Source organism: Gimesia sp., from assembly GCF_048262075.1.
In the GTDB taxonomy this organism is placed as follows: Bacteria; Planctomycetota; Planctomycetia; order Planctomycetales; family Planctomycetaceae; genus Gimesia.
On sequence record NZ_JBLXFK010000009.1, the window covers coordinates 255,252 to 276,681 of the forward strand.

At 48.8% G+C, this 21,430-nt stretch carries 21 protein-coding genes; 7 read left to right on the forward strand and 14 right to left on the reverse strand.

Translation table 11 applies throughout. The annotated features are described in order from the left end of the window. Positions 1-29: 29 nt before the first annotated feature. The 7 genes from recO to ACN0YH_RS18465 form a co-directional block, all read right to left on the reverse strand. On the reverse strand, positions 30-776 hold the full coding sequence (gene recO / locus ACN0YH_RS18435) for a DNA repair protein RecO (RefSeq protein WP_417381053.1): 747 nt from the start codon (positions 774-776) through the stop codon (positions 30-32). Between the two features lie 337 nt (positions 777-1,113). Beyond that, complete coding sequence (locus ACN0YH_RS18440; protein WP_145232899.1) at positions 1,114-1,419, reverse strand: MFS transporter; 306 nt, start codon at positions 1,417-1,419, stop codon at positions 1,114-1,116. Positions 1,420-1,638: 219 nt separating this feature from the next. Then, positions 1,639-2,415 (reverse strand): alpha/beta hydrolase, encoded by a 777-nt coding sequence (locus ACN0YH_RS18445; RefSeq protein ID WP_417381054.1) that lies wholly within the window; start codon positions 2,413-2,415, stop codon positions 1,639-1,641. A gap of 62 nt (positions 2,416-2,477) precedes the next feature. Next, entirely contained in the window at positions 2,478-3,227 is a 750-nt protein-coding gene (locus tag ACN0YH_RS18450; RefSeq protein ID WP_417381055.1) for a peptidoglycan recognition family protein, read from the reverse strand. Between the two features lie 411 nt (positions 3,228-3,638). Next, a complete protein-coding gene (locus ACN0YH_RS18455; RefSeq protein WP_417381056.1) occupies positions 3,639-4,529 on the reverse strand; it encodes a DNA-binding domain-containing protein in 891 nt (296 codons plus the stop codon). After that, entirely contained in the window at positions 4,526-5,455 is a 930-nt protein-coding gene (locus ACN0YH_RS18460; protein ID WP_417381057.1) for a DUF692 domain-containing protein, read from the reverse strand. Before ACN0YH_RS18460 ends, ACN0YH_RS18455 begins: the two co-directional genes overlap by 4 nt. A gap of 133 nt (positions 5,456-5,588) precedes the next feature. Continuing rightward, positions 5,589-6,116 (reverse strand): hypothetical protein, encoded by a 528-nt coding sequence (locus tag ACN0YH_RS18465; RefSeq protein ID WP_417381058.1) that lies wholly within the window; start codon positions 6,114-6,116, stop codon positions 5,589-5,591. 1,119 nt (positions 6,117-7,235) lie between these two features. Between ACN0YH_RS18465 and ACN0YH_RS18470 the strand changes: the two genes are divergently transcribed. Further along, on the forward strand, positions 7,236-8,048 hold the full coding sequence (locus ACN0YH_RS18470; RefSeq protein ID WP_417381059.1) for a DUF255 domain-containing protein: 813 nt from the start codon (positions 7,236-7,238) through the stop codon (positions 8,046-8,048). A gap of 122 nt (positions 8,049-8,170) precedes the next feature. On the opposite strand, the gene ACN0YH_RS18475 is transcribed toward ACN0YH_RS18470, so the two are convergent. Beyond that, positions 8,171-9,067: a YHS domain-containing protein gene (locus ACN0YH_RS18475; protein WP_417381061.1), complete on the reverse strand. Its 897-nt coding sequence runs from the start codon at positions 9,065-9,067 to the stop codon at positions 8,171-8,173. 346 nt (positions 9,068-9,413) lie between these two features. On the opposite strand from ACN0YH_RS18475, the gene ACN0YH_RS18480 reads away from it, so the two are divergent. Beyond that, positions 9,414-10,250: a hypothetical protein gene (locus ACN0YH_RS18480; protein WP_417381062.1), complete on the forward strand. Its 837-nt coding sequence runs from the start codon at positions 9,414-9,416 to the stop codon at positions 10,248-10,250. Between the two features lie 30 nt (positions 10,251-10,280). On the opposite strand, the gene ACN0YH_RS18485 is transcribed toward ACN0YH_RS18480, so the two are convergent. Then, complete coding sequence (locus tag ACN0YH_RS18485) at positions 10,281-10,886, reverse strand: methylated-DNA--[protein]-cysteine S-methyltransferase (RefSeq protein ID WP_417381063.1); 606 nt, start codon at positions 10,884-10,886, stop codon at positions 10,281-10,283. Between the two features lie 96 nt (positions 10,887-10,982). Here ACN0YH_RS18485 and ACN0YH_RS18490 point away from each other — a divergent pair, with 96 nt between their 5' ends. The 3 genes from ACN0YH_RS18490 to ACN0YH_RS18500 all read left to right on the forward strand — a co-directional run bounded on the left by ACN0YH_RS18490 (position 10,983) and on the right by ACN0YH_RS18500 (position 13,682). Next, entirely contained in the window at positions 10,983-11,729 is a 747-nt protein-coding gene (locus ACN0YH_RS18490; RefSeq protein ID WP_417381064.1) for a hypothetical protein, read from the forward strand. Between the two features lie 224 nt (positions 11,730-11,953). Continuing rightward, positions 11,954-13,216 (forward strand): pyridoxal phosphate-dependent aminotransferase, encoded by a 1,263-nt coding sequence (locus ACN0YH_RS18495; RefSeq protein WP_417381065.1) that lies wholly within the window; start codon positions 11,954-11,956, stop codon positions 13,214-13,216. A gap of 55 nt (positions 13,217-13,271) precedes the next feature. Further along, complete coding sequence (locus tag ACN0YH_RS18500; protein WP_417381066.1) at positions 13,272-13,682, forward strand: VanZ family protein; 411 nt, start codon at positions 13,272-13,274, stop codon at positions 13,680-13,682. 29 nt (positions 13,683-13,711) lie between these two features. On the opposite strand, the gene zwf is transcribed toward ACN0YH_RS18500, so the two are convergent. Next, the gene (gene zwf, locus ACN0YH_RS18505) at positions 13,712-15,271 is read right to left on the reverse strand and encodes a glucose-6-phosphate dehydrogenase (protein WP_417381067.1); all 1,560 of its coding nucleotides are present in this window, start codon (positions 15,269-15,271) and stop codon (positions 13,712-13,714) included. A 70-nt stretch (positions 15,272-15,341) separates the two neighbouring features. Further along, positions 15,342-16,487, reverse strand: a complete 1,146-nt coding sequence (gene ispG, locus ACN0YH_RS18510; RefSeq protein WP_417381068.1) for a (E)-4-hydroxy-3-methylbut-2-enyl-diphosphate synthase — start codon at positions 16,485-16,487, stop codon at positions 15,342-15,344. A gap of 207 nt (positions 16,488-16,694) precedes the next feature. Here ispG and ACN0YH_RS18515 point away from each other — a divergent pair, with 207 nt between their 5' ends. Next, positions 16,695-18,155: a tetratricopeptide repeat protein gene (locus tag ACN0YH_RS18515; RefSeq protein WP_417381069.1), complete on the forward strand. Its 1,461-nt coding sequence runs from the start codon at positions 16,695-16,697 to the stop codon at positions 18,153-18,155. A gap of 84 nt (positions 18,156-18,239) precedes the next feature. Then, on the forward strand, positions 18,240-18,635 hold the full coding sequence (locus tag ACN0YH_RS18520) for a PQQ-binding-like beta-propeller repeat protein (RefSeq protein WP_417381070.1): 396 nt from the start codon (positions 18,240-18,242) through the stop codon (positions 18,633-18,635). Positions 18,636-18,667: 32 nt separating this feature from the next. Here ACN0YH_RS18520 and ACN0YH_RS18525 read toward each other — a convergent pair whose 3' ends face one another. From ACN0YH_RS18525 to ACN0YH_RS18535, 3 genes are all read right to left on the reverse strand, one after another. Next, entirely contained in the window at positions 18,668-19,729 is a 1,062-nt protein-coding gene (locus tag ACN0YH_RS18525; protein WP_417381071.1) for a GNAT family N-acetyltransferase, read from the reverse strand. 175 nt (positions 19,730-19,904) lie between these two features. Beyond that, positions 19,905-20,318 (reverse strand): (deoxy)nucleoside triphosphate pyrophosphohydrolase, encoded by a 414-nt coding sequence (locus ACN0YH_RS18530; protein WP_417381072.1) that lies wholly within the window; start codon positions 20,316-20,318, stop codon positions 19,905-19,907. 39 nt (positions 20,319-20,357) lie between these two features. Then, complete coding sequence (locus tag ACN0YH_RS18535) at positions 20,358-21,371, reverse strand: PIN/TRAM domain-containing protein (protein WP_417381073.1); 1,014 nt, start codon at positions 21,369-21,371, stop codon at positions 20,358-20,360. Positions 21,372-21,430: the final 59 nt, after the last annotated feature.

Below are 21,430 nucleotides of genomic sequence, written 5' to 3' on the forward strand. Positions count from 1 at the left end.
CTGACTTCCACCTGGGGGAAATGATGTGATTATAGTTGAAGGTAGGGCGCCATTTTGGGGCGGCGTCCCAGGATATGAGACATGGTCGTGGACAGTAGTTGTCGAATTTCTCGTTGCTGCTGAAGGGATAGGTTTAATCGCTGGGAAAGTAAAGTATTTTCGTCAGCCAGCTTCTGCAGGATTGCAATCGCACCACGGGAAACGCGTACGTTGCCGTGTCGCTGTTGTTCACAATCCTGACAATACAGCCCGCCATTACCCGCATCATACAGATACGATTCCGACGGCCCGAGTTCTCGACTGCATCCTGCACAGTATTCGAACTGAGGTAACTGACCGATTTCTTCTAAAATGGTTAACTCAAATTTTATCAACGATTTCTGGAAGTCATCATGTTCCTGCAGGTGCTGTAAAACCTCACAAGCCGCATCATAGAGCTCTGGATGAGGATCATATTCCTCAGTCAGAGCATCCAGTAATTCGGCAATGTAATAGCCCACATACAGGTTGGATAGACTTCCAGGATAAGGGCGAAAACGATTTACCAGCTGAGCTTCGGTCAAAATATCGAGCCCGCCGGAAGATTTTCGGATGAAGACTATCCGACATGTGGCTAACAAGTCAATAGCAGCCTCAAACGAGCTTTTCAGCCTTTTCGCACCTTTCGCCAACGCTGCAGTCTTCCCAAAATCTCGTGTAAACCAGGTGATGACTTTACTGGATTCGCTGAAGTCAGCCAGTCGAATCACGACACCTTCGGTTTTTTCATTGGACATGGATTAGGCCAGATTACACGGTGTGAGTTCAACCGGAGTGTCCTGTCCCGGTACTGGAATCAGAAACTTACCTGAAGTTGGATGAACGTGAAGCTTGAATTTTAGGAAGTGACCTGGTGTCCTGAAAAGGAGCATGGGGAGTATTTCAGGAAGCTGGTGGGGAAATAAAAATAGCCTGCGAAAGTGTTCGCAGGCTGAATTGTTGCTCAAAGGCAACCAGCGCTCAATTGGAGACACACTTTTGATTTAAAAGCGTGTATACCTTCAGGAGGCCCGAAAGGATCCTATGCGAGATCCTTTATTTCAGACAGACCCGAAATGAGCCTGCCGGTGTTTCTTAAAAGACGTCCAGAAAGAAGTGATTGCCTTTATGATAAGGGCGATCACTGGGATAGAAGTTATGCCAGTCTTTGTTGTAGACAGGAATTCTTCTGTTTTCCGGATAGCGATAGTAAAGGTTATCGTAGCTACCCTGTGGCCTCTGGAAGTTCTGGGGATAATACACGTAGGGGTAGTGGTAAAAACGATTCCAGTCAGTTGGTTGTCCACGACCAGCCGCCAAAGCATCGGAAGGCGAAAAGGTAGACGTGGCCAACCCAACCACAAACAGGAACAACCCTGCGAGCATGAGACGCCGCACCATCATAGTTCTCTCCTTGCCAGTCAGTAGAATAAAGCGATCAGTCCAGCCTGGACTGCCTTAGAATATCAACAGAGGAAATTCCTGAAGCAACAGGACTCCACTGTATTCATCGGCCCGGAGAGCGGCGTCACAACAGGAAACTTCTGCATAAACGGATTAATCGTCGTAATTCAACCTGATCACCCGTACCACGCACACGATTTTATGGTTCACTGAGCCCTAAACAAGCCAGGCCGTTGAAATACCTTCCATGATCCATCGGTCCAGAATGTGGAACAATTCTGAATCATGCGTGGTTTCCGTTTTCAGAGAATTGACCGTTTGAATGTCTGCCCCTGTGGTCTCCCACATGCGGCTCAACCACTGTGCAGAGAGCTTACTGTCAGAATGATCTGTGGAACGGCGGTCGAGTAGTACGCGGTTTGCTTTCAGGCTGGCACCCGATGTTTTCTGAAAATCCTTAACACTGAAGCTTCCGTTTAACAGGGCAGCGCCGGCAAAAAAGTGGGGTGCTTTCAGTAACAGCTTCGTAGCCATCGAACAGCCATTTCCAGTTCCCGCCAGATAGATTCGATCCGCATGGATATTCAGTACTTTACGCAGTTCCTGGACAGTTTTCTGAATGCTTTCCACGAACTGTGCGGCAAACAGATGACTGTCAGGCCAGTGATACCCATTCTCCGGTGCTGCAGGATCAATGGCAGGCGCACGGAAGGAGAGCCCCAGGTAATTTCGCAGACTGACTTGAGGCATGATATGATGCAGATCATGCTCCGATCCACCATCTGGATGCAACCAGATCACCAGGGGATAGGCATAACCCGGCTCATAATGTTCGGGGCGAAACAGTGAAATATGCTTTAGGGGCAGTTGTAATTGTGATTCCGTACTGCCCTGCATTCCCAGAATCCGGTTTTCAGCCGGCGGCTGCAGATGCTCGGTTTGCTCTGCATTCATTACCTGTTCAATCCATTCAAGACGCTGCGTAAAATCCATTGTCAGTCTGCTTTCGAAGAGTAAATCAGGGGGTAGTCTTAAATGTGGGGGAAGTCACAAATTTATTTCTGGGCGGCCAGTTCCATTTTTGAGGCAGGATTCGTCCCGGCAGGGGTGATTGCGCCATATACCGGAAGATCAACGGATGAAGCCACTTCACTCATCGGAAAGTATTTTCCCGGGCAGGCAGTCGCTTTGACATCGCGGTGCCCCTGTACGTGATCACTGTTAATGTTGTATTCCGCTTTAAGAACTCCAACCAGTTTTTTCACAGCCGCCAGCTGCGCATCAGTGGGGGGCTCATTTTCGAAGTTTCCAACCAGACAGATACCAATACCATGCTGGTTATATTTGTTATTTCCGGCATGGGCACCATGCATCTGCTCACGCCAGCGGAACGTAGATTCGATGGAACCGTCAGACATTCCGTTTCCGTTCCCAATCACAAAGTGATAACCAATACCCAGCCAGGAGTTACCAGATTTATCTTTTTTCTTGCTGTGTAACTCATGGATACTTTCCACACTGCCGGTCGAGGACGCGGTATGGTGAATCACAATGTACTCCCAATCGCGGACTTCCGCCTCTGGTTTCCAGGGATTTCGCGGCTCGATTGCCAGTGGTTCCACAGCAATGGTGGGGGGTGTGGTAAACAAGGGCGCACCGGGGACAGGTTTCGCGACCTGAGGCGAGTATTGGGGAGCCGGAGTTGGAGAATTGATTGCCACAGGAGGTAAGGAGTTTCGCTGAGCGCATCCTGAGATTTCAAAGGCCGGCAACATCGCAACACAACACATTATGATGCCCTTCATATTGCTGCCCTCCCTGACAGCGAACCTGCGGATCAACTCATTTGAAAAAAAGGAAACGGAATAATTTAAATCCAGACAGTTGAAACTATAAGTCGGGACTGTAATTCCGAGCCCTTTTTGTGTCAATGCGGGGAGTGCTGGTGCTTTAAGCGGTGCACCATCGGCAGCAGAAATTCTTGAATCAAACTACGCAGAAATCAGAAAATACTCCTTATTTCACCTAAACACGGGGCGCAACCTCACCCTGTTTGAACCATTTTATCTATTTTGCGTAACAGACACGATTTTGAGCAAAAAAACAAGATCCGAAATTTATGACTCAAACTGGTCTCTCAAACAGCCGAAAGGGTCTGGATTTGGTCGAGACACTAACACTGTAACTAACCGGGGTATCAGGCGTTAGAATCTATCTCAGTTGTTAGCGCGAATGACATCTGTGAAATAGGCTGACTCAGTCCATTGCTTGAACCAGACATGCAGTTGTCCAGCCAACTGGTCTGTTTCCAGTAGTCCGGCTTCAGCAAATTCGTTTATCGCCTCACCGACTTTCTGCCCCCGCTGCAGGCGGGTGAGCAGGAAGAACTCTGCTTCTGTAATCCCCGCGCGACGCACAATATAATTCCGGCGGGTGATCGCGAGGTATGTAGTCTTGGGTCCCGGGATGGCAGGCGTCTCTCCCCGTTTTGAGCTGGTAATATATTCCTGCACTGGAAACTGGAACTTCAGTAACCGAAAACAGGGGGCCATCTGCAGGACCAGATCGGGCCACTCTTCCGGAGGAATTGTATTCAGGGTTTCCGCGGTCAGCAGTTCCTGTTTTTCGATCCCGGGGCCATCAAATACTTCGCTGTATACGCGCTCCAACGTCGCCAGCTGGATCAAAAAATCAGTCCAGTCGGGTGTGTCTGCATTCGACTCTGATTCTGGTCGACTCTCCTCCAAAAACCGCGGAAATCGTGCCCCCAGTTCCCCGAGTGTATAACTGGCTGGAGGATACTTCTGCAGATATTGCATGCTGAACGCGCCAAACGCTGCTGTTCCCATGGCAGTGACCAGGGCTGCATATTCCTCACTGAGACACTCGAGCAGTCTCGCGTAGTAGGCATTGGCATAAATACCGATGCGTTCCTGACTGGTCTGCTGACTGGATCGGGTAATCACCGACTCCAGTTGATCGTCTGTCAGTGGAATCTCGCGTTGTGCCTCTTCCGAAGCGATCCCCGCTTCAACTCCGCCCGGCGCGCTGATTACGGTCTGCATCCAGCGCTGAATCTGATCCAGTTTACGTTCCTGCTGATTCATTCGACTTCTGCCACAATAAACGACGCGGGATGTGGAATGGCTTTCGTATTAAGGGGAGCCGGTTCTACCTCTGCTTGACCTTCATTCGGCACAGGGAGGTTTTTATCCATGTATTGACGGGCCTTTAATACTTCCTGATGCACGACCGGAAACGGTGGAATCTCTGCATCCCATTCCAGCAGGGTTGAGACTCCTCCGGTGCGCTGGTGCAGCAAGCGAAACAGGTTCCAGACCGGATCCACTACATGCCCGTCATGGGTATCAATCAGATGCGTCCCGCAATTGGTGTGTCCCGCCAGATGACACTGCACAACCCGCTCCGCAGGAATGGCTTCGACGTACACAACCGGATCAAATTCATGATTTACACTGGAGACATAGACGTTATTCACATCCAGTAGTAAACCGCAGTCTGCTTCTTCAGCCATACGACAGACAAACTCTGACTCGGACATTGTAGAATCCTGAAATTCGAGATAGCTGCTGGGATTCTCCAGGACCAGTGGTCGTTCAAGAATGTCCTGAACAATGCGAATCCGTTCGACCAGATGCGAAAGCGTGGATTCATTATAAGGAATGGGGAGCAGATCATGTGAATTACGACCGGCAACTCCGGTCCAGCAGACATGATCGGAAATCCAGCGTGCGTTGATAGCTTCCGCCAGCAGTTTCAGTTTTTTCAGATAGTCGCGGTTCAACGGGTCGGTACTGCCAATTGACAGTGAGACGCCATGCATGACGATCGGATAACGTTCCGCAATCTGTTCCAGTACAGCACGCGGGCGGCCGGCAGAGTCCATAAAGTTTTCAGAAATAATCTCGAACCAGTCTACTTCTGGCTGTTGTTCCAGAATATGGGAGAAGTGAACGGTCCGCAGACCTACTCCCAGTCCCAGATTCTCATGTCCCAGACGTGGTTGCCGCATGCGTCTCAACTTTCGTACCTTGAGATGAAAAAGGACTTGGAGGAGTGTCGTTAAATCAGGTCATCACACGAAGCGGGCTCCTCTTCAAACAGATTGAAAAGGAGCCCGACTTCCCTGTCTCAAGAATGACTTTTTAATTTTTTTTGGGTTCTGGTGCAGGACCGACTTTCTTACCCGCTTTCTCCATGGCTTTTTCGAATTCGGCTCGAGCGAGTTTCCAGGCATCAGGCATCAGGGGTATGTGACAGCCGCCTTTACCTTTACACGAATTCATGCCAGGGTTGCTCCCACAGCCGCCCTGCCCTTTACATTCGTTTTCACCCGAGCAACTGTGTTCTGCAACTGAAGCACAAGCCCCCAGACCGGCACATTCATTTTCAACGCCGGCATGTTTGCCTTTGCAGGTATTCAAACCGCGGCACACATGTGGTTCTTTCATCAGCAGGCTGACATCTTTATCACCCGTTTCGGCTCCCGCTTCAGCAGCGTGATCATGATCGTCGTGTCCATCGGCAGTGGTGCTACCGGCTTCTCCTTCGGTAGCAGGTTTTGCAGGTGGTGTAGCAGGCTGGCAACCCGTCATAGAACCTGCAACGACTCCCCCAAAAGCAGCAAAGGTCAGTCGATTAAAATCGCGTCGATTCATTTCTGGACGTTTCATGGAATACCTCGAAATTTCAATATGGCGAAAAGATGTGACATCAAAATGTGAACTCAGACTAAACGGAATTCAACACCCGTTCTGTGTGTTATCTCACATTTCCTGTCAGAATAAAACTGATGAGTCTGGTTTTCAATAATTATTTGAACTTCTTTTCCACAACCCGATCCTGAAGTTACGACCTCATTCCAGCTGCATTTCATCAATGTTGATTGTCTGAAACCAGCCTGTTTCATCTTCTTGTAAGCCATCTCACATTTTCATTTCCGAAAACGTTCGATACTCATTTCAGGCAATCAGAACTTCCTGTTCTCATCGAGAAAAACCGGAATACTGAAGTTAACAAACCCTCATTAAGACGGGCCGCCGTTTACTTTCAAAAAATAATCTTGAGCTGATTTCACAACCAAAATAGAGCGCATCACATTTAACCATAGCTCTGTCATTCTAATATACTCGGTCCAAGTGGACCTGGAGACGCTACAGTAAAACTGGACACAGTCTGGTGGAACCATGAACTTTAATTGTGTCCAACTCCACAATTGCTGAATCACTGATTTCAAAAGTGAACTGCGAGATCCCCTTCTAAATCAGTCTCGCTCCAAGGAGAAAAAACGACTATTGAAGCCAATCAAAACAGAATAATTGACGTATAAAGCATAGGTCCCAAGTTTGATTCATAATCTTAACCAGCTTGTTTCTGATAAACCCTGCCAGTCAAAACACTTACTTGAATCCACTGATGAAATAATCTGTTCTCGTTTTCAATTTCTGCCTGTTCCCTGATTCCTTCCCTTTAATTCAGGTTCAATGCAGGTAATTCGGAGAAAGCTTAGCAGAACGTTCAAATTTCGGGGCTCCCATGGTACTTCCCGTTATGAAGCTGACTGTAGTTGAAGACAGAGCTCTATCGGATTTGCCTCGCCCTTCTCTGTTAACACAGAGAGTTTAGACAGGTTGCAAGACATCTATAACGGACTGGCGATCTGAAATCGTTACAAACCATATATCAATTACAAAAATCTGAACCAGAATAATCCTGCAAACTGAACAGACCATCAAATATTACCGATATGTAAAGCGTGTAGGACTTCTGGATATTTATCATAAGGAACAATTATGCGTGCCGGGCACTTTATCATTTTTTCATTGAGTTTAGTCACCCTCCCTTTATTTTCTGTCTCCACATATGCAGATGAGATCAAATGGCAAACCAATTTGAAACAGGCCGCGACCCAGGCTCGTTCGGAAAATAAAGCCATGTTAATTCAGATCGGTGCCTCATGGTGTGGCTACTGCCACAAAATGGACAGGGAAACCTACAAAGACGCGAAAGTCATCAAACACGTCAACTCCTGCTTTGTTCCCATTCGTGTGGATGCAGACGAAAATTCTGAGCTGGTCGAAGCGATTGGTGTTGCCGGACTACCCACCACAGTCATCATCACTCCTGAACTGAAAATAGTGAAAAAGATTTCCGGCTATGTGGCTGCCCCCGAAATGCAGGGGCATCTCAGCAAAATCTGCCTGGTGAACCACGAACAGGCAGCGCCCCTCCGTAAGCAGGAAGCCATCCAGAAAATGAGCCAGAAGCAGGTTACACCTGAGTTCGCCTTCAAAAGTATCTGCCTGGTGAGCATGCTGGACGACCAGGAATTGACTGAAGGAACAGCAGAATTTACATCCGAATATCGAGGCCAGACGGTCTGTTTCGCATCACAAGAACACAAGCAGAAATTTGATGCAGAACCAGAGCACTATTGGCCTGCTTTTGAAGGTAAGTGCCGCGTCTCGCAATTAGAACGCAACCAGTCGATGGAAGGAGATCCTTTTGCAGGGGGCGTGTATCGCGAGCGTCTCGTATTCTTTACATCAGTGGCAGAACGCGACAAGTTTACTGCTAATCCAGGTTACTACCTGATCAAGAAATGAAGCAAAAACACCTGACAGCCATCCTCAACTCTGTTTGGAAGGGAGAGGATTAGAATCACTGCCAGGTGTCGTTTTAAATTCAATGAACAGCCTGTTACTGATTGTGGTGACAGGCTGTTTTTTTACTTTACGGATTCGATAGACTGAGGTTCCAGCCAGACGAATTTTCCCTTGTGGGCAATCTGCTTGCCCTTCACACTGACCTTCAGGCTCTGAAAACGCCCTTTATACAAATCAGGGTGTGAAGCATGTGCGCCTTCAATCACATAAATCTTTCCATCGCCGCTTTTGACAGCCAGCCCTAATTCTTCCGGATCCTGCTTGGGATGTACCCCGTATTCACAGGCGGCGCAGCCGGTAGTCCCACTGATGGAAATCAGCTCAGAATCAGCAGACGATCCGCTGGTAGCTGCCTGCTTTGATGTTAAGCCAGCGACATACTTTGCAGGATCTTTCTGAAATTTCTGCATCACAGCCTGACCGGGGAACTGATACCTCAGTCCCTGGTAGATCGCCGTAAACTCTGGTTTTCCAAGTACTTCTTTACCACCGTCTACTTTACAGACAATGCATTTTCCGTCACAGGCGAGGTCAACGTCAGCGTATTCTGCAGGTGATTTATCAAAAACAGCTTTGATGCTCTCGTTCGGGAACAGAAATACGCGGCCCTCGTAAAAGCTGACATGATCAATCTTTCCCGGGTTCCGCACACCATCATGATGAGCAAAGCAGACCGTGCAGTCTCCCTTTAACGCGGGAACATACTTTTCCGGAGCCGCTTTAAATTTCTGTTTCACTTCCTCAGACGGAAACAGATAGGTCTGGCCATCATAAACAACAGCAAACTCCGGCTTTCCGGCAACCACTTTCTTGCCATTCACCAAGCAGACTGCACAGTTCCCATTCAGGGCTACCGGAGTCTGCTTCTTTTGACTGCTTTCTGCAGCATTCACAGTACCACTGAGACAGACAACGGATATCAGAACCGCTGCTGTCATAACAAATCGAAATAAATTCATCTGCATCTCCTGAAACTTTTACTCTGTTTTCTATGAAGGGAACTCACGCTGTAACAGTCATTTCGTCAACATCGATCAAATTCCCTGACACTCGCTGACTCATGTCTCATGAATCAGAACAGTCACAGTATTGCGGCCGTTGTGGGTGTAATCTGTGGTGTATCTCACACTCACCATATTTTTTTGAATTGAATTCAATGGACTTCTCTCTGAATGCCAACAGATAAAACGGTATTGCATCAAATGGCCAAGTATTGATAATCAGACCCTCTCTCCCATTCATAAATAGACTCAGACATTTCTCAAGTCCTCTCTAATTCTCCAGTTATAACAAATCAGGTGCCTTATGTGGTGCACAAGTTGCCAGTCCGATGTGGCTGCCGAAGTTTCGTCAGATTCCAAGCGCGTCCAGTGTGCGACATGTGGAAGTGATCTGGGAACAACTGCTGCTGCGCGCATCAGTGACAAAACTAAAGAAGCCCGTGAACTGTTGGCTCGATGGTCGAATCGAGAAATCCTGGACCCGTATGGTCCTTTAACCCGATCTGAATCGCGCGTACAAAGTTCCGCTTCACTGTTTGAGCAACCTGAGCCACAGCGTACAGAACCCATTTCACAACCCGTCGAGAAATCAGAGCCAGAACCTGCTCCTTCCCTGGAGAGAACCGTTTCAAATCTGGATTCCGATACAGCTGTGGAACATACTTATGCTTACGAAGCTCATGAACCGGAGCAGCTGGATGACTTTGAAGAAGCAATCACCCCTCGATTGCATTCTGAGTATCGCGATATTCAGGATCTGATCGAAGAAGATGATCAGAAACCCAACTGGCTGGGTCTGGTAGGACAGTTGATGGCATATGGTGGCGTTGCCGTCTTGACGATTGGCACGACGCTAGTCTTGTGGGGCTATTTTGGCGGACCAGCTAACTACGCGTCAACAGGCTGGCTCATCAGTACGGCAGGACAGATGCTGCTGTTCCTCGGAGTCATCACTCTCGTCTCTGCAGGGATGGAACAGACAACCAGTTCTGTCAGCCGCCGGATTGACCGGCTGGGTAAACGCATTTTTCTGTTTGAACAGGCGATGCTGGAACAACACCAGTCTCAACAGCGCAGACGGCGTGCTCCCTCAACTCCCACACCGACTGCAGCAGAATCGGCGTCGCGTAAATCAGCATAAGCAGCCTGTCCCTAATGCGGTACCGTCTGGTCAGAGCTGTGTCCGAGATTCCAGCATCAACAGATGTTCTTTGAGCGATGTCCCCTGGGGTGCTGAAAAGCCACCCAGCTTCCCCCCGGATGCGATTACGCGATGACAGGGAATCAGAATTGGTATTCGATTCGAAGCCATGACGGTACCTACCGCACGCGCTGCACGCGGCGAACCGGCTTTCTCCGCCAGTTCCCCATACGAAATCTGCTCGCCATAACCAATTTGCTGTAAAGCGTGAATCACACGAGATTGAAACGGGGTCATCATTGTTAATTTCAGTTTGATATCCTGGAATTCCACATGGGCACCCTGAAAATAATCCTGCAGTCGTTCCTGCAATTCCGGATACCAGTTCGACTCGATGATTTCATTCGCAGAGGTCTGTCCTTCACTAACAGGCTCTGTCCTGATCATATGGAGTAGATCGTTACGATGATGCAGGCCCATCAGAAATCGTTCAACAATGAACTCCCTCCCCTGCAGTCCACACCAGCCGATTTCCGTCTGAAACAGCGACCAGCTTGCAGGTATTTCGGAAGAAGAAGTGGTTAAATGTTCTGTTTCAGGAACCATCCTGTTTACAGTAACAGTTCTTTGACCCATCTCATTTTCTCCGATAGAATAAGTTTTACTAACGAGCCCTGACTGACAATTCCAGGCTGGAGTTGTCAGTCTCAATTATATGACGATCGAGCGATTATGCACCCATACAGCATGCTGTCTGATGATTATTTCATCAACTTAAACCTGTGTACTGAAATGACACTGCCTTCCTCCCGCGATACGGTTTTGAATTTTTTTGAACGGGTCCAGAAATCATTTCCCAGCATGCGGAATTTCTACAATCGTGGCGAAAGCGGATTCATTCTGGAAGAAGATAAAGAAGAAGTCGGGCAGCAGCGCTGGATGTCACTCGAGACTCAGCGAATCTGCAGCGGCTATTTAAACCCCAAAGATCCTGAAGACTGCCTGGAACAGAACAGGCTCATGCTGGAACTGGTTCCTTATATGCTGTCAGTCAGCCCATTGGATTGTGAAGCCCTGGATTATATCGTTGGTTTTGATTTTTCTTACCGAGGCAATCATGATGCCCTGGTCGCTGAAGTGCTTGGAGCAAATCATGCGGTCGACAGCCTGCTGCAGATTCCCGGTTCACAGGCTTTGAACTACGAACCTTCGATTACTCTCAGCCTGGATGATTCCTGTCGCTGCCAGGCACGCCTGCTGATAGAAACACGTACCAACGCTTATCAGGTCAAACGCGATGAGTATCCCGACGAGCAGATTTCGGTCTTCTTCACACTCAGGCAGTATGGGAGTCAGTCGGCAGACACCAGACTCGAAGACACGATGCTGGATCTGAAAGCCAGATCGGATCGACTGCTCAACGAGTATGTGATTGATCAGGTGCTGCGTCCCCTGGCACAGGCCATTTCAACGAAATAAAGTGAGTTTCACAGAATCGGGGCTGGTCCAGTTTCAAAAACCGGCTACCCACTATAGAGTAATAGTGGACTATTAAACCTGTATTGGCTGGTGATCAATGTTAGGCGCGCACACCAACGAGCGTGCAGACTATTTCGGCCAGCGTGTTGATCCAGGCCTGAAAAGACAATAGTTCATATTGAGAATGCTTCTGGAATAACTTCAAACTCAAAGGGGATACCTTCGTGGCACTAACATTAAGTGATTTCGCTCAGTCTCTTACCGTGGAAACCGCGTTCAGCGTTCTGGCCGTTGCCAAACAGCTTAAAGCAGAAGGTAAAGATGTCGTCGAACTCGAAGTCGGCGACAGTCCGTTTGACAGTACTGCATCTGCCAAATCCACCGGGATTGAAGCCATCCAGAATAATCAGTCACACTATTGTGCTTCGCCGGGTATTCCTGAGTTTCGTAAAGCGGCAGCGGAATTTGTCTCCCGGGAATTCAATGTCGATGCAAAACCGGAAAACATCGTGGTTGGTCCCGGAGCCAAAGTCTTTGAGCAGTTCTTCTGCGAAGCATTCTTAAACCCCGGTGATGGTGTGTTGGTTTTCAGTCCGTATTTCCCCACGTATCTGCCGAACATTGAACGTCGTGGCGCTCGCATGGTACTGTCTGACCTCAAACAGTCGAATGAATTCCGACCTGATATCGCCGACATCGAAAAATTTCTGACAGAAGATCCTTCTCCCAAAGCCATTTTCCTGAACTCCCCCCATAACCCCACCGGTGGTGTGATTCAGGAATCAGATCTGAAGGCGATTGCCGATTTGATTCGCGGCAAAAACATCGCAGTCTTTAGTGACGAACCTTACTGCCACATGGTCTGGCAGGGCAAACATCACTCAATCCTCGCACAACCGGGTATGATGGAGCAATGTGTTTCCGCTTATACTTTCAGTAAATCCTATAGTATGAGCGGCTGGCGTCTGGGTTTCTGTGTCGCATCAGAAGCGGTCGCGACCTCCATCGGAAAAATGGTGAATACCACACTTTCCTGCACGCCTCCGATTGTTCAGTTAGCTGGCGCTGCTGCACTCAACTGCGATTCAGTCGAGCGGGACGAAGTCATGCTGAAATTCCGCGAGAAAGTTGTACTGCTGACGAACAAGCTGAACAAGATCGAACACTTCCATGCTCTCGATCCTCATGCCACGTTTTATGTTTTCGTCAACATCGCTCCGGTCTGTAATCAACTCGGGATTACCAGTCACGGTCTGGCGTTGTATCTGCTGGAAGGTGCCGATGATGACTTTGGCATTGCCTGCCTGGGTGGAGAATGTTTCGGAGAAGCCGGACAGGGATTTTTACGGTTCAGCTGTGCCGAGCCTAATGACCGCCTGGAACAGGCCATCGATTTCATTCCCGAAGCGCTCTCTCGTACGGACCGCATTGCCAGCTATCTGGAATCGCATCCGGCTGCTCGGCTGAAAGCACCTTACCCGGTATAAATCGGGACTCCAGCGCTCGGCACTATCGTAAGTCAGACCAGTTTTCAGGGAAGTTATGAACCGTTATCAATTACTGATACGCAGCGGACTGATTCTATACTGGATAATACTGTTCACAGCGACTCATGTTCCGCTAAAGAAGGGAACCATCCCACAGGGGACTGACGTGCCTCTGCATTTTATCGCTTATGCCGGACTGGCGTTTTTACTGACCTGGTGGCTGTCGCTGAAGTGGGATCGTCTGACAGTCAAATGTTTGATACTGATTTTTGTTGGAGTCAGCCTGTTTGGTGTGATCGACGAACTGCTGCAGGGCATTCCAATTTTACAACGCGAACCGAGTATCAAAGACTGGATCGCAGATACCACAGGCGCGCTGCTGGGAATAATACTGTTTCTGATAGTAAGCAAGCCGCTGCTATTAATCAAAAACCATTTTCAGCAGAAACCCGACCAACCGGATTGAACAGTTCGGCTACTGGCCAACAAATCTCATTACAGTTTTTTACTGGTGGAAGGAGTCCGCCAGCGCCGCTTCGATTTATCCAAAAGATTGATCGCACCGGCGGGGCCCCAGGTTCCGGCGTAATATGGTTCCGGTGTATGCTCGGGACGCTCCCATTGCTCCAGCACGGGAGTCACGAATTTCCAGGCAGCTTCCAGTTCATCACTACGTGTAAACAATGTCGAATCGCCACGGAGGACATCCATCAGCAACCGCTCGTAGGCTTCAGGCAGACTCGTGTGATACGCGTCTTCAAACGCGAAGTCCATCGTGACTGGCTGAATCTGGTATTGCATTCCGGGGCGCTTCGTTGAAAATTTCATGGAAATCGACTCTTTCGGCTGGATGCGGAAGATCAACTCATTCGGCTTGCGCTCCACCATTGAACAGATATCGCCGTCACATTCCACCGTTGTAAACAGATTCATGGGAGGATGTTTGAACTGAATCGCAATTTCACTCACACGCTCAGGCAGACGTTTTCCGGTTCGCAGATAAAAGGGGACCCCTTCCCAGCGCCAGTTTTCCACCAGAACTTCCATCGCCACAAATGTTTCACGATTTGAGTTAGCAGGGACCCGCTCTTCTTCCCGATAACCGGGAACCGCCTGATCATGGGACTGCCCGGCGGTATACTGCCCGGCGACAGCCCATTCCGATATCGGTCCTTTGGAGCCCGGAGTCAGGGTTTTGAGTACTTTAAGTTTTTCATCGCGGATTTCTTCACCACGGAAGAGCGCCGGTGGCTCCATGGCAATCAGACACAGCAACTGCAATACATGATTCTGCAATACATCCCGTAAGGCTCCGGAACGGTCATAATAACCACCACGCCCGTGTTCAATTCCCTGTGATTCCGCTACAGTAATCTGCACATGATCAACATGGTTGCGATTCAATAGCGGCTCAAAGATCGAGTTACTCAAACGGAATAACAGAATATTCTGAACGGTTTCTTTTCCAAGATAATGATCAATGCGATAAATCTGATCTTCGGATAAGAGTTCACTCAATTCCTGGCTGAGTTTCTGCGCAGATTCCAGATCGTGGCCAAACGGTTTTTCGATGACGACCCGCAACCATTGATCTTCTGAGTTGCGGGGAATCATCTCCGCTCGAGAGAGCGACTGTACGGCGGGGTAAAACAGTGAAGGGGCTGTCGCCAGGTAAGCGACGCGTTTGGAAATCACATCTCCTACCGTCTCACGTTCAACAGTTTCCACTGTCGATTTCAACGAAGCGTGATCACTTTCATCTGTGATATCGACTTCGCGATAATACAGCCTTTTGGAAAATGTTGCCCATTTCTCATCCGTCACGGTTCCTGTTCTGGTAAACTGTGCCACTGTCTCACGCTGTTCTGTGCGAAACTGCTCATCCGTTTTGGAGCGACGTGCCAACCCGATGATCGGCAGCTCTTCAGAGAGAAAACCTTCACTCCAGAGGTCGTATAACGCGGGAATCAGTTTACGTGCAGTCAGGTCGCCGGAAGCACCAAAAATCAGGATGGTTGCTGTGGTCAGGTCGACTGAAGAACTTGAATTGGCCATGACTTACATCCATGCCTTTTATGAGAAATGAGTTTCGGAAAAATTGAGAGAGCGCACCACAAGTCGACGATTAAATTTTTGCCGACTGCTGCTCAATCAGAGCGTCCAGTTCGCCTTTAAGTCGAGGCAGTATATCATCATAAGAATAGCGTCCCAGAGATTCACTCCCTTTTTTCAGATTCACATAATTAGGCCCGCACCAGAGTCCCAGGTCGGCATCATCTGTTTCGCCGGGACCATTAACGCGGCACCCCATCACGGCAATTGTGATTTTATGATCCTTCGCATAGGCGGTCATCTGCTTAACATCACCCGCCAGATCCACAAAGACTTCGTTCTCAACACGGGAACAGCTGGGACAGCTGATAATATTTAATCCCTTCTGGTCGAAATCGACAACGGATCGAACCCGTCCGGCAGCGATATCATTCAGAATCGAATGCCCGGCTTCAATTTCTTCTCCTTTGCGGTCATTAGGCACAGTCAGGGAAACGCGAATGGTATCGCCGATCCCTTTGCTGACCAGTTGCTCGAATGCGATCCGGGTTTTAATCACACCATCAGGAGGCAGCCCCGCTTCTGTGACGCCCAGATGCAGCGGAATATCAGGTCGTTTGGCGGCAAACCGGGTATTGACTTCGATCACTTTCGCCGGATCAGAATCTTTCAGTGAAACACAGAACCGAGTAAAATCTATGGATTCCAGAAATTCACAATGATCCAGTGCGCTTTCCAGCATCGGCGAAATAGAATCATGCGGATCATACTTTTCCAGCTTGGCTGGATCGACAGACCCGCAGTTCACCCCCACCCGCATTGCACAATCATTGTCCTTCGCGACTTCAGCGATGAAGCGGACTTTCTCCTGCCAGGCCTTTTCAGGCTCATGGTGATACAGGTGCCCCGGATTGTATCGCAGCTTATTCACATACGGAGCAATCACTTCCGCCAGGCGATAATTTTCCTGCAGATCGACGGTCAGTGGAACGGTTGTCTGTTTGCGGATTTCGATTAACGCTGCTGCTTCCCGCTTATTATCAACGGCAATCCGCACGATATCTGCCCCCGCCTGTTCGAGCGAGTGAATCTGGGCAACGGTCGCGTCAATGTTGCTGGTTTTGGTAGCAGTCATGCTTTGTACGGCAATGGGGTGAGCATTTCCAATAATGACTGTACCAATTCTCACTTCCCTGGTTGGATTACGTGGTAATTGCAAGTTGTTTATTCCTTGTAAGATATAACCGATGATCGGACCGCTGTCGGACTTCCGGATTGTAAAAGATCGCGGGCTCAACGTCCATTGATGAAAAAAGTGAAAAATCAATTGGGATTGACAGATTTTGGATGTCGTTTTACAAGCCTTCGGTCAATTAATTGCATTTTATGCATAAAGTGCGGATACACAAAGTAGGTGAATCAAAAAATGAATCGTCAGATTGCAGGGATGCTAGTCGGTTTTATGCTGTTCAGCGGATGTGGTTCTGAGTCGCAACCAGCGACACAGCAAGCAGTTAAACCAGAGGACACTTCCAAAATAACCGCGCAGACTGCAGTGGGCAACCCACGGGAAACAGCGATAGCTGAATCGGAACCGCACCAGAAGCCGGTCCCCACAACATCTGCTAATGATGCGCAGGCCGTCGTCGATCAAACTTCCATTCAGAAAGCGGAAGAATTCTATCTCCGTGGGATGGAATTCCAGAAGCAAGGCAAGCTGGCGGAATCGACCCAGGAACTGACCATGGCAATCAAATTGAATCCTCAAGTTTCACGATATTACTTTCATCGAGGCAGTGCCTGGGCAGATTTAAAACAGGATGCGAATGCCATCGTCGACTTGACTAAAGCGATTGAGATGAGCCCGAAAAACGCACAGTATTTCTACACACGTGCCCTGTTTTTCATGACACGTGGCGGTACAGAACTCGCTGTGAAAGATTTCACCAAAGCGATCGAGTGCCAGCCAGACAGCCATCAGGCGTTAAACAATCGGGGGCTCCTGTTTGCGACGACAGGCAAACTTAAAGAAGCCCGCGCAGATTTCGAACGGGTTCTGGAAATCAAACCTGACAGTATTGATGCGATGAATAATCTCGGATTCGCATTAATGAATTTGAATGAAATGGACAAAGCAGTAGAAGTCCTGAACCATGTACTGCAGCTGAACCCCAAATATCTGAATGCCTACGATAACAGGGGACTGGTCTGGAAGAAACGCAAAGAGTATGACAAAGCCATTGCTGATTTTACCAAAGCCATCGAACTCAGTCCCGGCAATCTGAAATTTTATCGGCAGCGCATGGCCGTCTATCAGCTGGCAAAACAGCCTGAGAAACAGAAAGCGGATGAAGAAAAAATCATCTGGCTGCAAAAGCTGGCCGGTCTCAATGAAAGACTTGCCAAAACACCCGATGATACAGAGTTGATCCTGGAACGTGCTCAGTTTTATCTGGCTTCGGATATGCGTGAAAAGGCAATGAAAGATTATGCAAAAATCGTCGAACTCACACAGGACACGGGCCGCGGCTATTATATTCGTGGTGCGCTGTATTTAGAGGAAAACAAGCTGGATCGCTGTATCCAGGAGTGCTCTCGGGCCATTAATATTCAGCCACAACCTGAAGCGTATTCAGTGCGGGGTGATGCCTTCATGAAACAGGGTGATGTGGAACATGCACTACGCGATTTCGAACGCGCCAAACGGATTGATGAAATCGTTGCCAAAGCCTACCTGATGCGTTCAAAATCATTTAAGGAACGTGGTGAACATGACAAAGCAGCGGAAGACTATGAACGTGCTGTTGCCATCGATCCCTCGCTCGGACCTGGAAAACTGGACAAAGATAAAACGGCTGGCAAACCTGTGATTCGCCCTATTAAATAGGGTTCAAACCCCCGCCTGCTGCCCCGTACGTGTCGCCACAGATCCCTTCCATTTTACACTGTAGTTCAAACCAGGCGGTTACTCATGAGCGGCGGTTTCCTGGATGAAAATGAGTATGCTGAGTATCCGACTCAGCCAGCGAACAATCTGGACATCACTGACCTGTTATTCGTCAGTTTCAATTCAAGAGTCGTCGCGCTCAACCGAGATACAGGTGCGCTGCTCTGGTCCTGGAAATCTCCTAAAGGCCGTTCCAATTATGTCGCGATTCTCGTGGATGAAGAACAGCTCTTCGTCTCAATCGACGGATATACCTACTGCCTGGACCCCTTTTCCGGACGTCAAATCTGGTTCAATCCTCTTAAAGGACATGGGTACGGAATTCCCAGCCTCGCTACCGCCAATTTCAACACCGGCTCTGCAGCGGCTGCCGAGTTAATTGCCCGAGAGCAAAATCGGCAGCAACAGGGTGCGCAGTAAAGAAAACGGCCTATCTCCGGAACATGGTCTGTTCAGGAAAGCAGCTCTGCGTTCGTCAGGTGCCATTTATTTGGATTGAGGAGGGGCTCGAGTTGGAAATCCTCGCATTCCGGATTTGCATACACAAACACGTTCGTCTGTGATCGTCTTTGAAAAAATCCAAAGCGTGCCAGCAGTTTCGAAACTTCCTCGCGACCAAAATAGTTCATCACGATTGTCTCCATACCAATCTGACGACAATAACCGCTAAAGGCCGTCAGCATCAACCGAAATGATTTCACATCACGATAGAAAAAATCCTGAATGCCCGCAGCATAATCACCACTGCGCCCCGTCTCTCCCAGCACAAAGACCATGTAACCCAACAGCCTCTGATTGCGGTCTTCCAGAGTCATGATCTGGAATCGGGTACTCGGTTCCTGTCGAAAACGCCATTCCAGAAACTCACGTGTCCGCTCAACCATTACCAGCCCTGCGGAATGCTCATGGAACAGAGTTTCGAAGCGTTCATCAATCGGGGCATCAAAATTGACTTTATTCTGATGTGGTAAAAATGTCCGTGTCTCTTCTGAATAAAGACGTAAGCCCAGATCCGCCAGACTGGCAACTCCTTTTCTGACCAGCGGCGATGAGATTCGGTCCTTGAATTTGTACTCAGTACGAAGGGGTTTCACCCAGTGTTGGAATGTCCCCACCTGTTGATAGCGACAGCGTTTGAAGACGGCAGTCGCGGTATCCGTCATACCATACACAAAACTAAAATCGGTTTTGGGCAGGTGTGCGATGAGAGCCCGCTGCAATTTTAAAGCAGCCTGAGCAGACCGATGTTCTTCATCAATATTAATCGATTCTGCCTGACCGACAGCAAATGGTTTCCCGTCGTAACACATGCGACGTGTTAATAAACCAGTCGAACCAATCAGCTTTCCCGCTGAGTCTTCATGTGCAAGCCAGCAATAGTTCTCACCGAATGGATTTTGATGATGAGACCAGTTAAACCATTGCGAGTTGGTTTTCTTAAAATTCCGATTGATCAGAGAAATCAGTTCTTCCTGATCGTCACTCGGGGTCGCCTGAGTGATTGAATAGCCCATGCCCTGGAAACCTGTCAATGCATTCTGTTGAGATGTGAAAACAGTCGCTCGATATGTTGGTGAAGTCTAGGTCACACTGAGAGAAAGTCAAATCAGATCAAAATTGACTGATATATTTTACAGCGTGCCAGCGACACCTTGGTCTGTACAGAATAGATTTCTCTCAGACGCGGGCTTATTCGGAAGCATACTCTTTCACCAGTAATTCCACGATCGCAGAGTTCGCCGCCGGAAAACTTAACTCAGGCAGTTCAGCGGCCGGGATCCAGTGAAACCCATGCAGGGTCTGTTTGAATAACTCATCCGAGGCATCTGCGGGCCGACAGAGCCAGAAATCCAGATCCAGTTCTGCATGGTCATAATGATGCTGGACCGAAAGCAGTTCATGGACCGGTATTACTTCCAGACCTGTCTCTTCCCTGCATTCCCGCGCGGCGCAGACAGACGATGGTTCCCCGGTATGGCATTTACCACCGGGAAACTCATGATAGCCTGCCAGAGGCGAATCCCCATTTCGAATTCCCACGAGGAATCGCCGCTGATATTCCACAACGGCAATTCCAATATGACTCACTTTCCGGTTACTCATGATTGCGCTCCATTTGCGGCCGGATGAGATGTGCCTGTCTCAGCGATTTTCGGTCACCCGACCGAAAATCATGCGACCTGCACTACTCTGTAGAACACTTGTAACAACAGCATCCACATCACGTCCTACCAGGTGATTGGCCTGTTCACAGACTACCATTGTACCATCATCCAGATATCCCACACCCTGGGCCTGTGATTCTCCTTCTTTGATGATTTTCAACTGGATATGTTCACCAGGCAGATAGCGTGGTTTCAATGAGTTGGCAACATCATTCAGGTTGATCACATCGACCCCCTGCACGCTGGCAACCTTATTCAGATTGAAGTCGTTAGTGACAACTTTACCACCCAGCTTCTTCGCGGCGACTACCAGCCGCTGATCGACAGTGAGCCCTTTTTCCTTGTCGGTCTCTTTGGCCTCATACATCGAAATATCGACGGTCGGGTTATTCTGTAGAGTGGAGAGAATGTCCAGACCACGACGGCCTCTCACGCGGCGAACTTTATCGCTGCTGTCCGCGATATCCTGAACTTCTTTCAGAATAAAATCGGGAACCACCATCTCGGAATCCAGTATTTTCGTTTCTACGACATCCGCAATGCGCCCATCAATTAAAGCACTGCTATCCAGCACCAGGGGGCGTCCCCCTTTCAGTTCTCGTGAGAACTCGACATAAGGGACAATAAACCGAAAGTCATCTTTGGTCTGTAGCAGAAACGAGATACACAGATAAGGCAAGGTCAGGGTCGTAATCATGACCACTCCCTCACCCCACGGTGTCTTGGAAATCACCGGGTTTAAGGCCTGGATCAGTAGATAACTCAGTAACACGCCGACCAGCAGGCCAAAATAAATGGCCGACATCACTTCGATCCGTTTACGACTGATGAGCAGATCCAGGCAGGTCACAGCCTGTGTCAAAATCATCAGCAATACGAAGGCAATCAGTGGATACTGATCGACGGGGCTGGGCGGGTTTGAACTAACAAAGGTGGCGATGGCTCCTGCGCATACAAATGCGTAGAGCACACGAATACTGATTAACAACATTACAAATGAGTCACTTTAAGTCTAAGGCAAGATTCTAGTTACTTGTTCCCATCGATTCT

Coding starts and splice junctions, on each gene's coding strand:
- recO (WP_417381053.1), bottom strand. CDS start 776: ATGTCCAATGAAAAAACCGAAGGTGTCGTGATTCGACTGGCTGACTTC.
- ACN0YH_RS18440 (WP_145232899.1), bottom strand. CDS start 1,419: ATGGTGCGGCGTCTCATGCTCGCAGGGTTGTTCCTGTTTGTGGTTGGG.
- ACN0YH_RS18445 (WP_417381054.1), bottom strand. CDS start 2,415: ATGGATTTTACGCAGCGTCTTGAATGGATTGAACAGGTAATGAATGCA.
- ACN0YH_RS18450 (WP_417381055.1), bottom strand. CDS start 3,227: ATGAAGGGCATCATAATGTGTTGTGTTGCGATGTTGCCGGCCTTTGAA.
- ACN0YH_RS18455 (WP_417381056.1), bottom strand. CDS start 4,529: ATGAATCAGCAGGAACGTAAACTGGATCAGATTCAGCGCTGGATGCAG.
- ACN0YH_RS18460 (WP_417381057.1), bottom strand. CDS start 5,455: ATGCGGCAACCACGTCTGGGACATGAGAATCTGGGACTGGGAGTAGGT.
- ACN0YH_RS18465 (WP_417381058.1), bottom strand. CDS start 6,116: ATGAAACGTCCAGAAATGAATCGACGCGATTTTAATCGACTGACCTTT.
- ACN0YH_RS18470 (WP_417381059.1), top strand. CDS start 7,236: ATGCGTGCCGGGCACTTTATCATTTTTTCATTGAGTTTAGTCACCCTC.
- ACN0YH_RS18475 (WP_417381061.1), bottom strand. CDS start 9,067: ATGAATTTATTTCGATTTGTTATGACAGCAGCGGTTCTGATATCCGTT.
- ACN0YH_RS18480 (WP_417381062.1), top strand. CDS start 9,414: ATGTGGTGCACAAGTTGCCAGTCCGATGTGGCTGCCGAAGTTTCGTCA.
- ACN0YH_RS18485 (WP_417381063.1), bottom strand. CDS start 10,886: ATGGGTCAAAGAACTGTTACTGTAAACAGGATGGTTCCTGAAACAGAA.
- ACN0YH_RS18490 (WP_417381064.1), top strand. CDS start 10,983: ATGCACCCATACAGCATGCTGTCTGATGATTATTTCATCAACTTAAAC.
- ACN0YH_RS18500 (WP_417381066.1), top strand. CDS start 13,272: ATGAACCGTTATCAATTACTGATACGCAGCGGACTGATTCTATACTGG.
- zwf (WP_417381067.1), bottom strand. CDS start 15,271: ATGGCCAATTCAAGTTCTTCAGTCGACCTGACCACAGCAACCATCCTG.
- ACN0YH_RS18515 (WP_417381069.1), top strand. CDS start 16,695: ATGAATCGTCAGATTGCAGGGATGCTAGTCGGTTTTATGCTGTTCAGC.
- ACN0YH_RS18520 (WP_417381070.1), top strand. CDS start 18,240: ATGAGCGGCGGTTTCCTGGATGAAAATGAGTATGCTGAGTATCCGACT.
- ACN0YH_RS18525 (WP_417381071.1), bottom strand. CDS start 19,729: ATGGGCTATTCAATCACTCAGGCGACCCCGAGTGACGATCAGGAAGAA.
- ACN0YH_RS18530 (WP_417381072.1), bottom strand. CDS start 20,318: ATGAGTAACCGGAAAGTGAGTCATATTGGAATTGCCGTTGTGGAATAT.
- ACN0YH_RS18535 (WP_417381073.1), bottom strand. CDS start 21,371: ATGTTGTTAATCAGTATTCGTGTGCTCTACGCATTTGTATGCGCAGGA.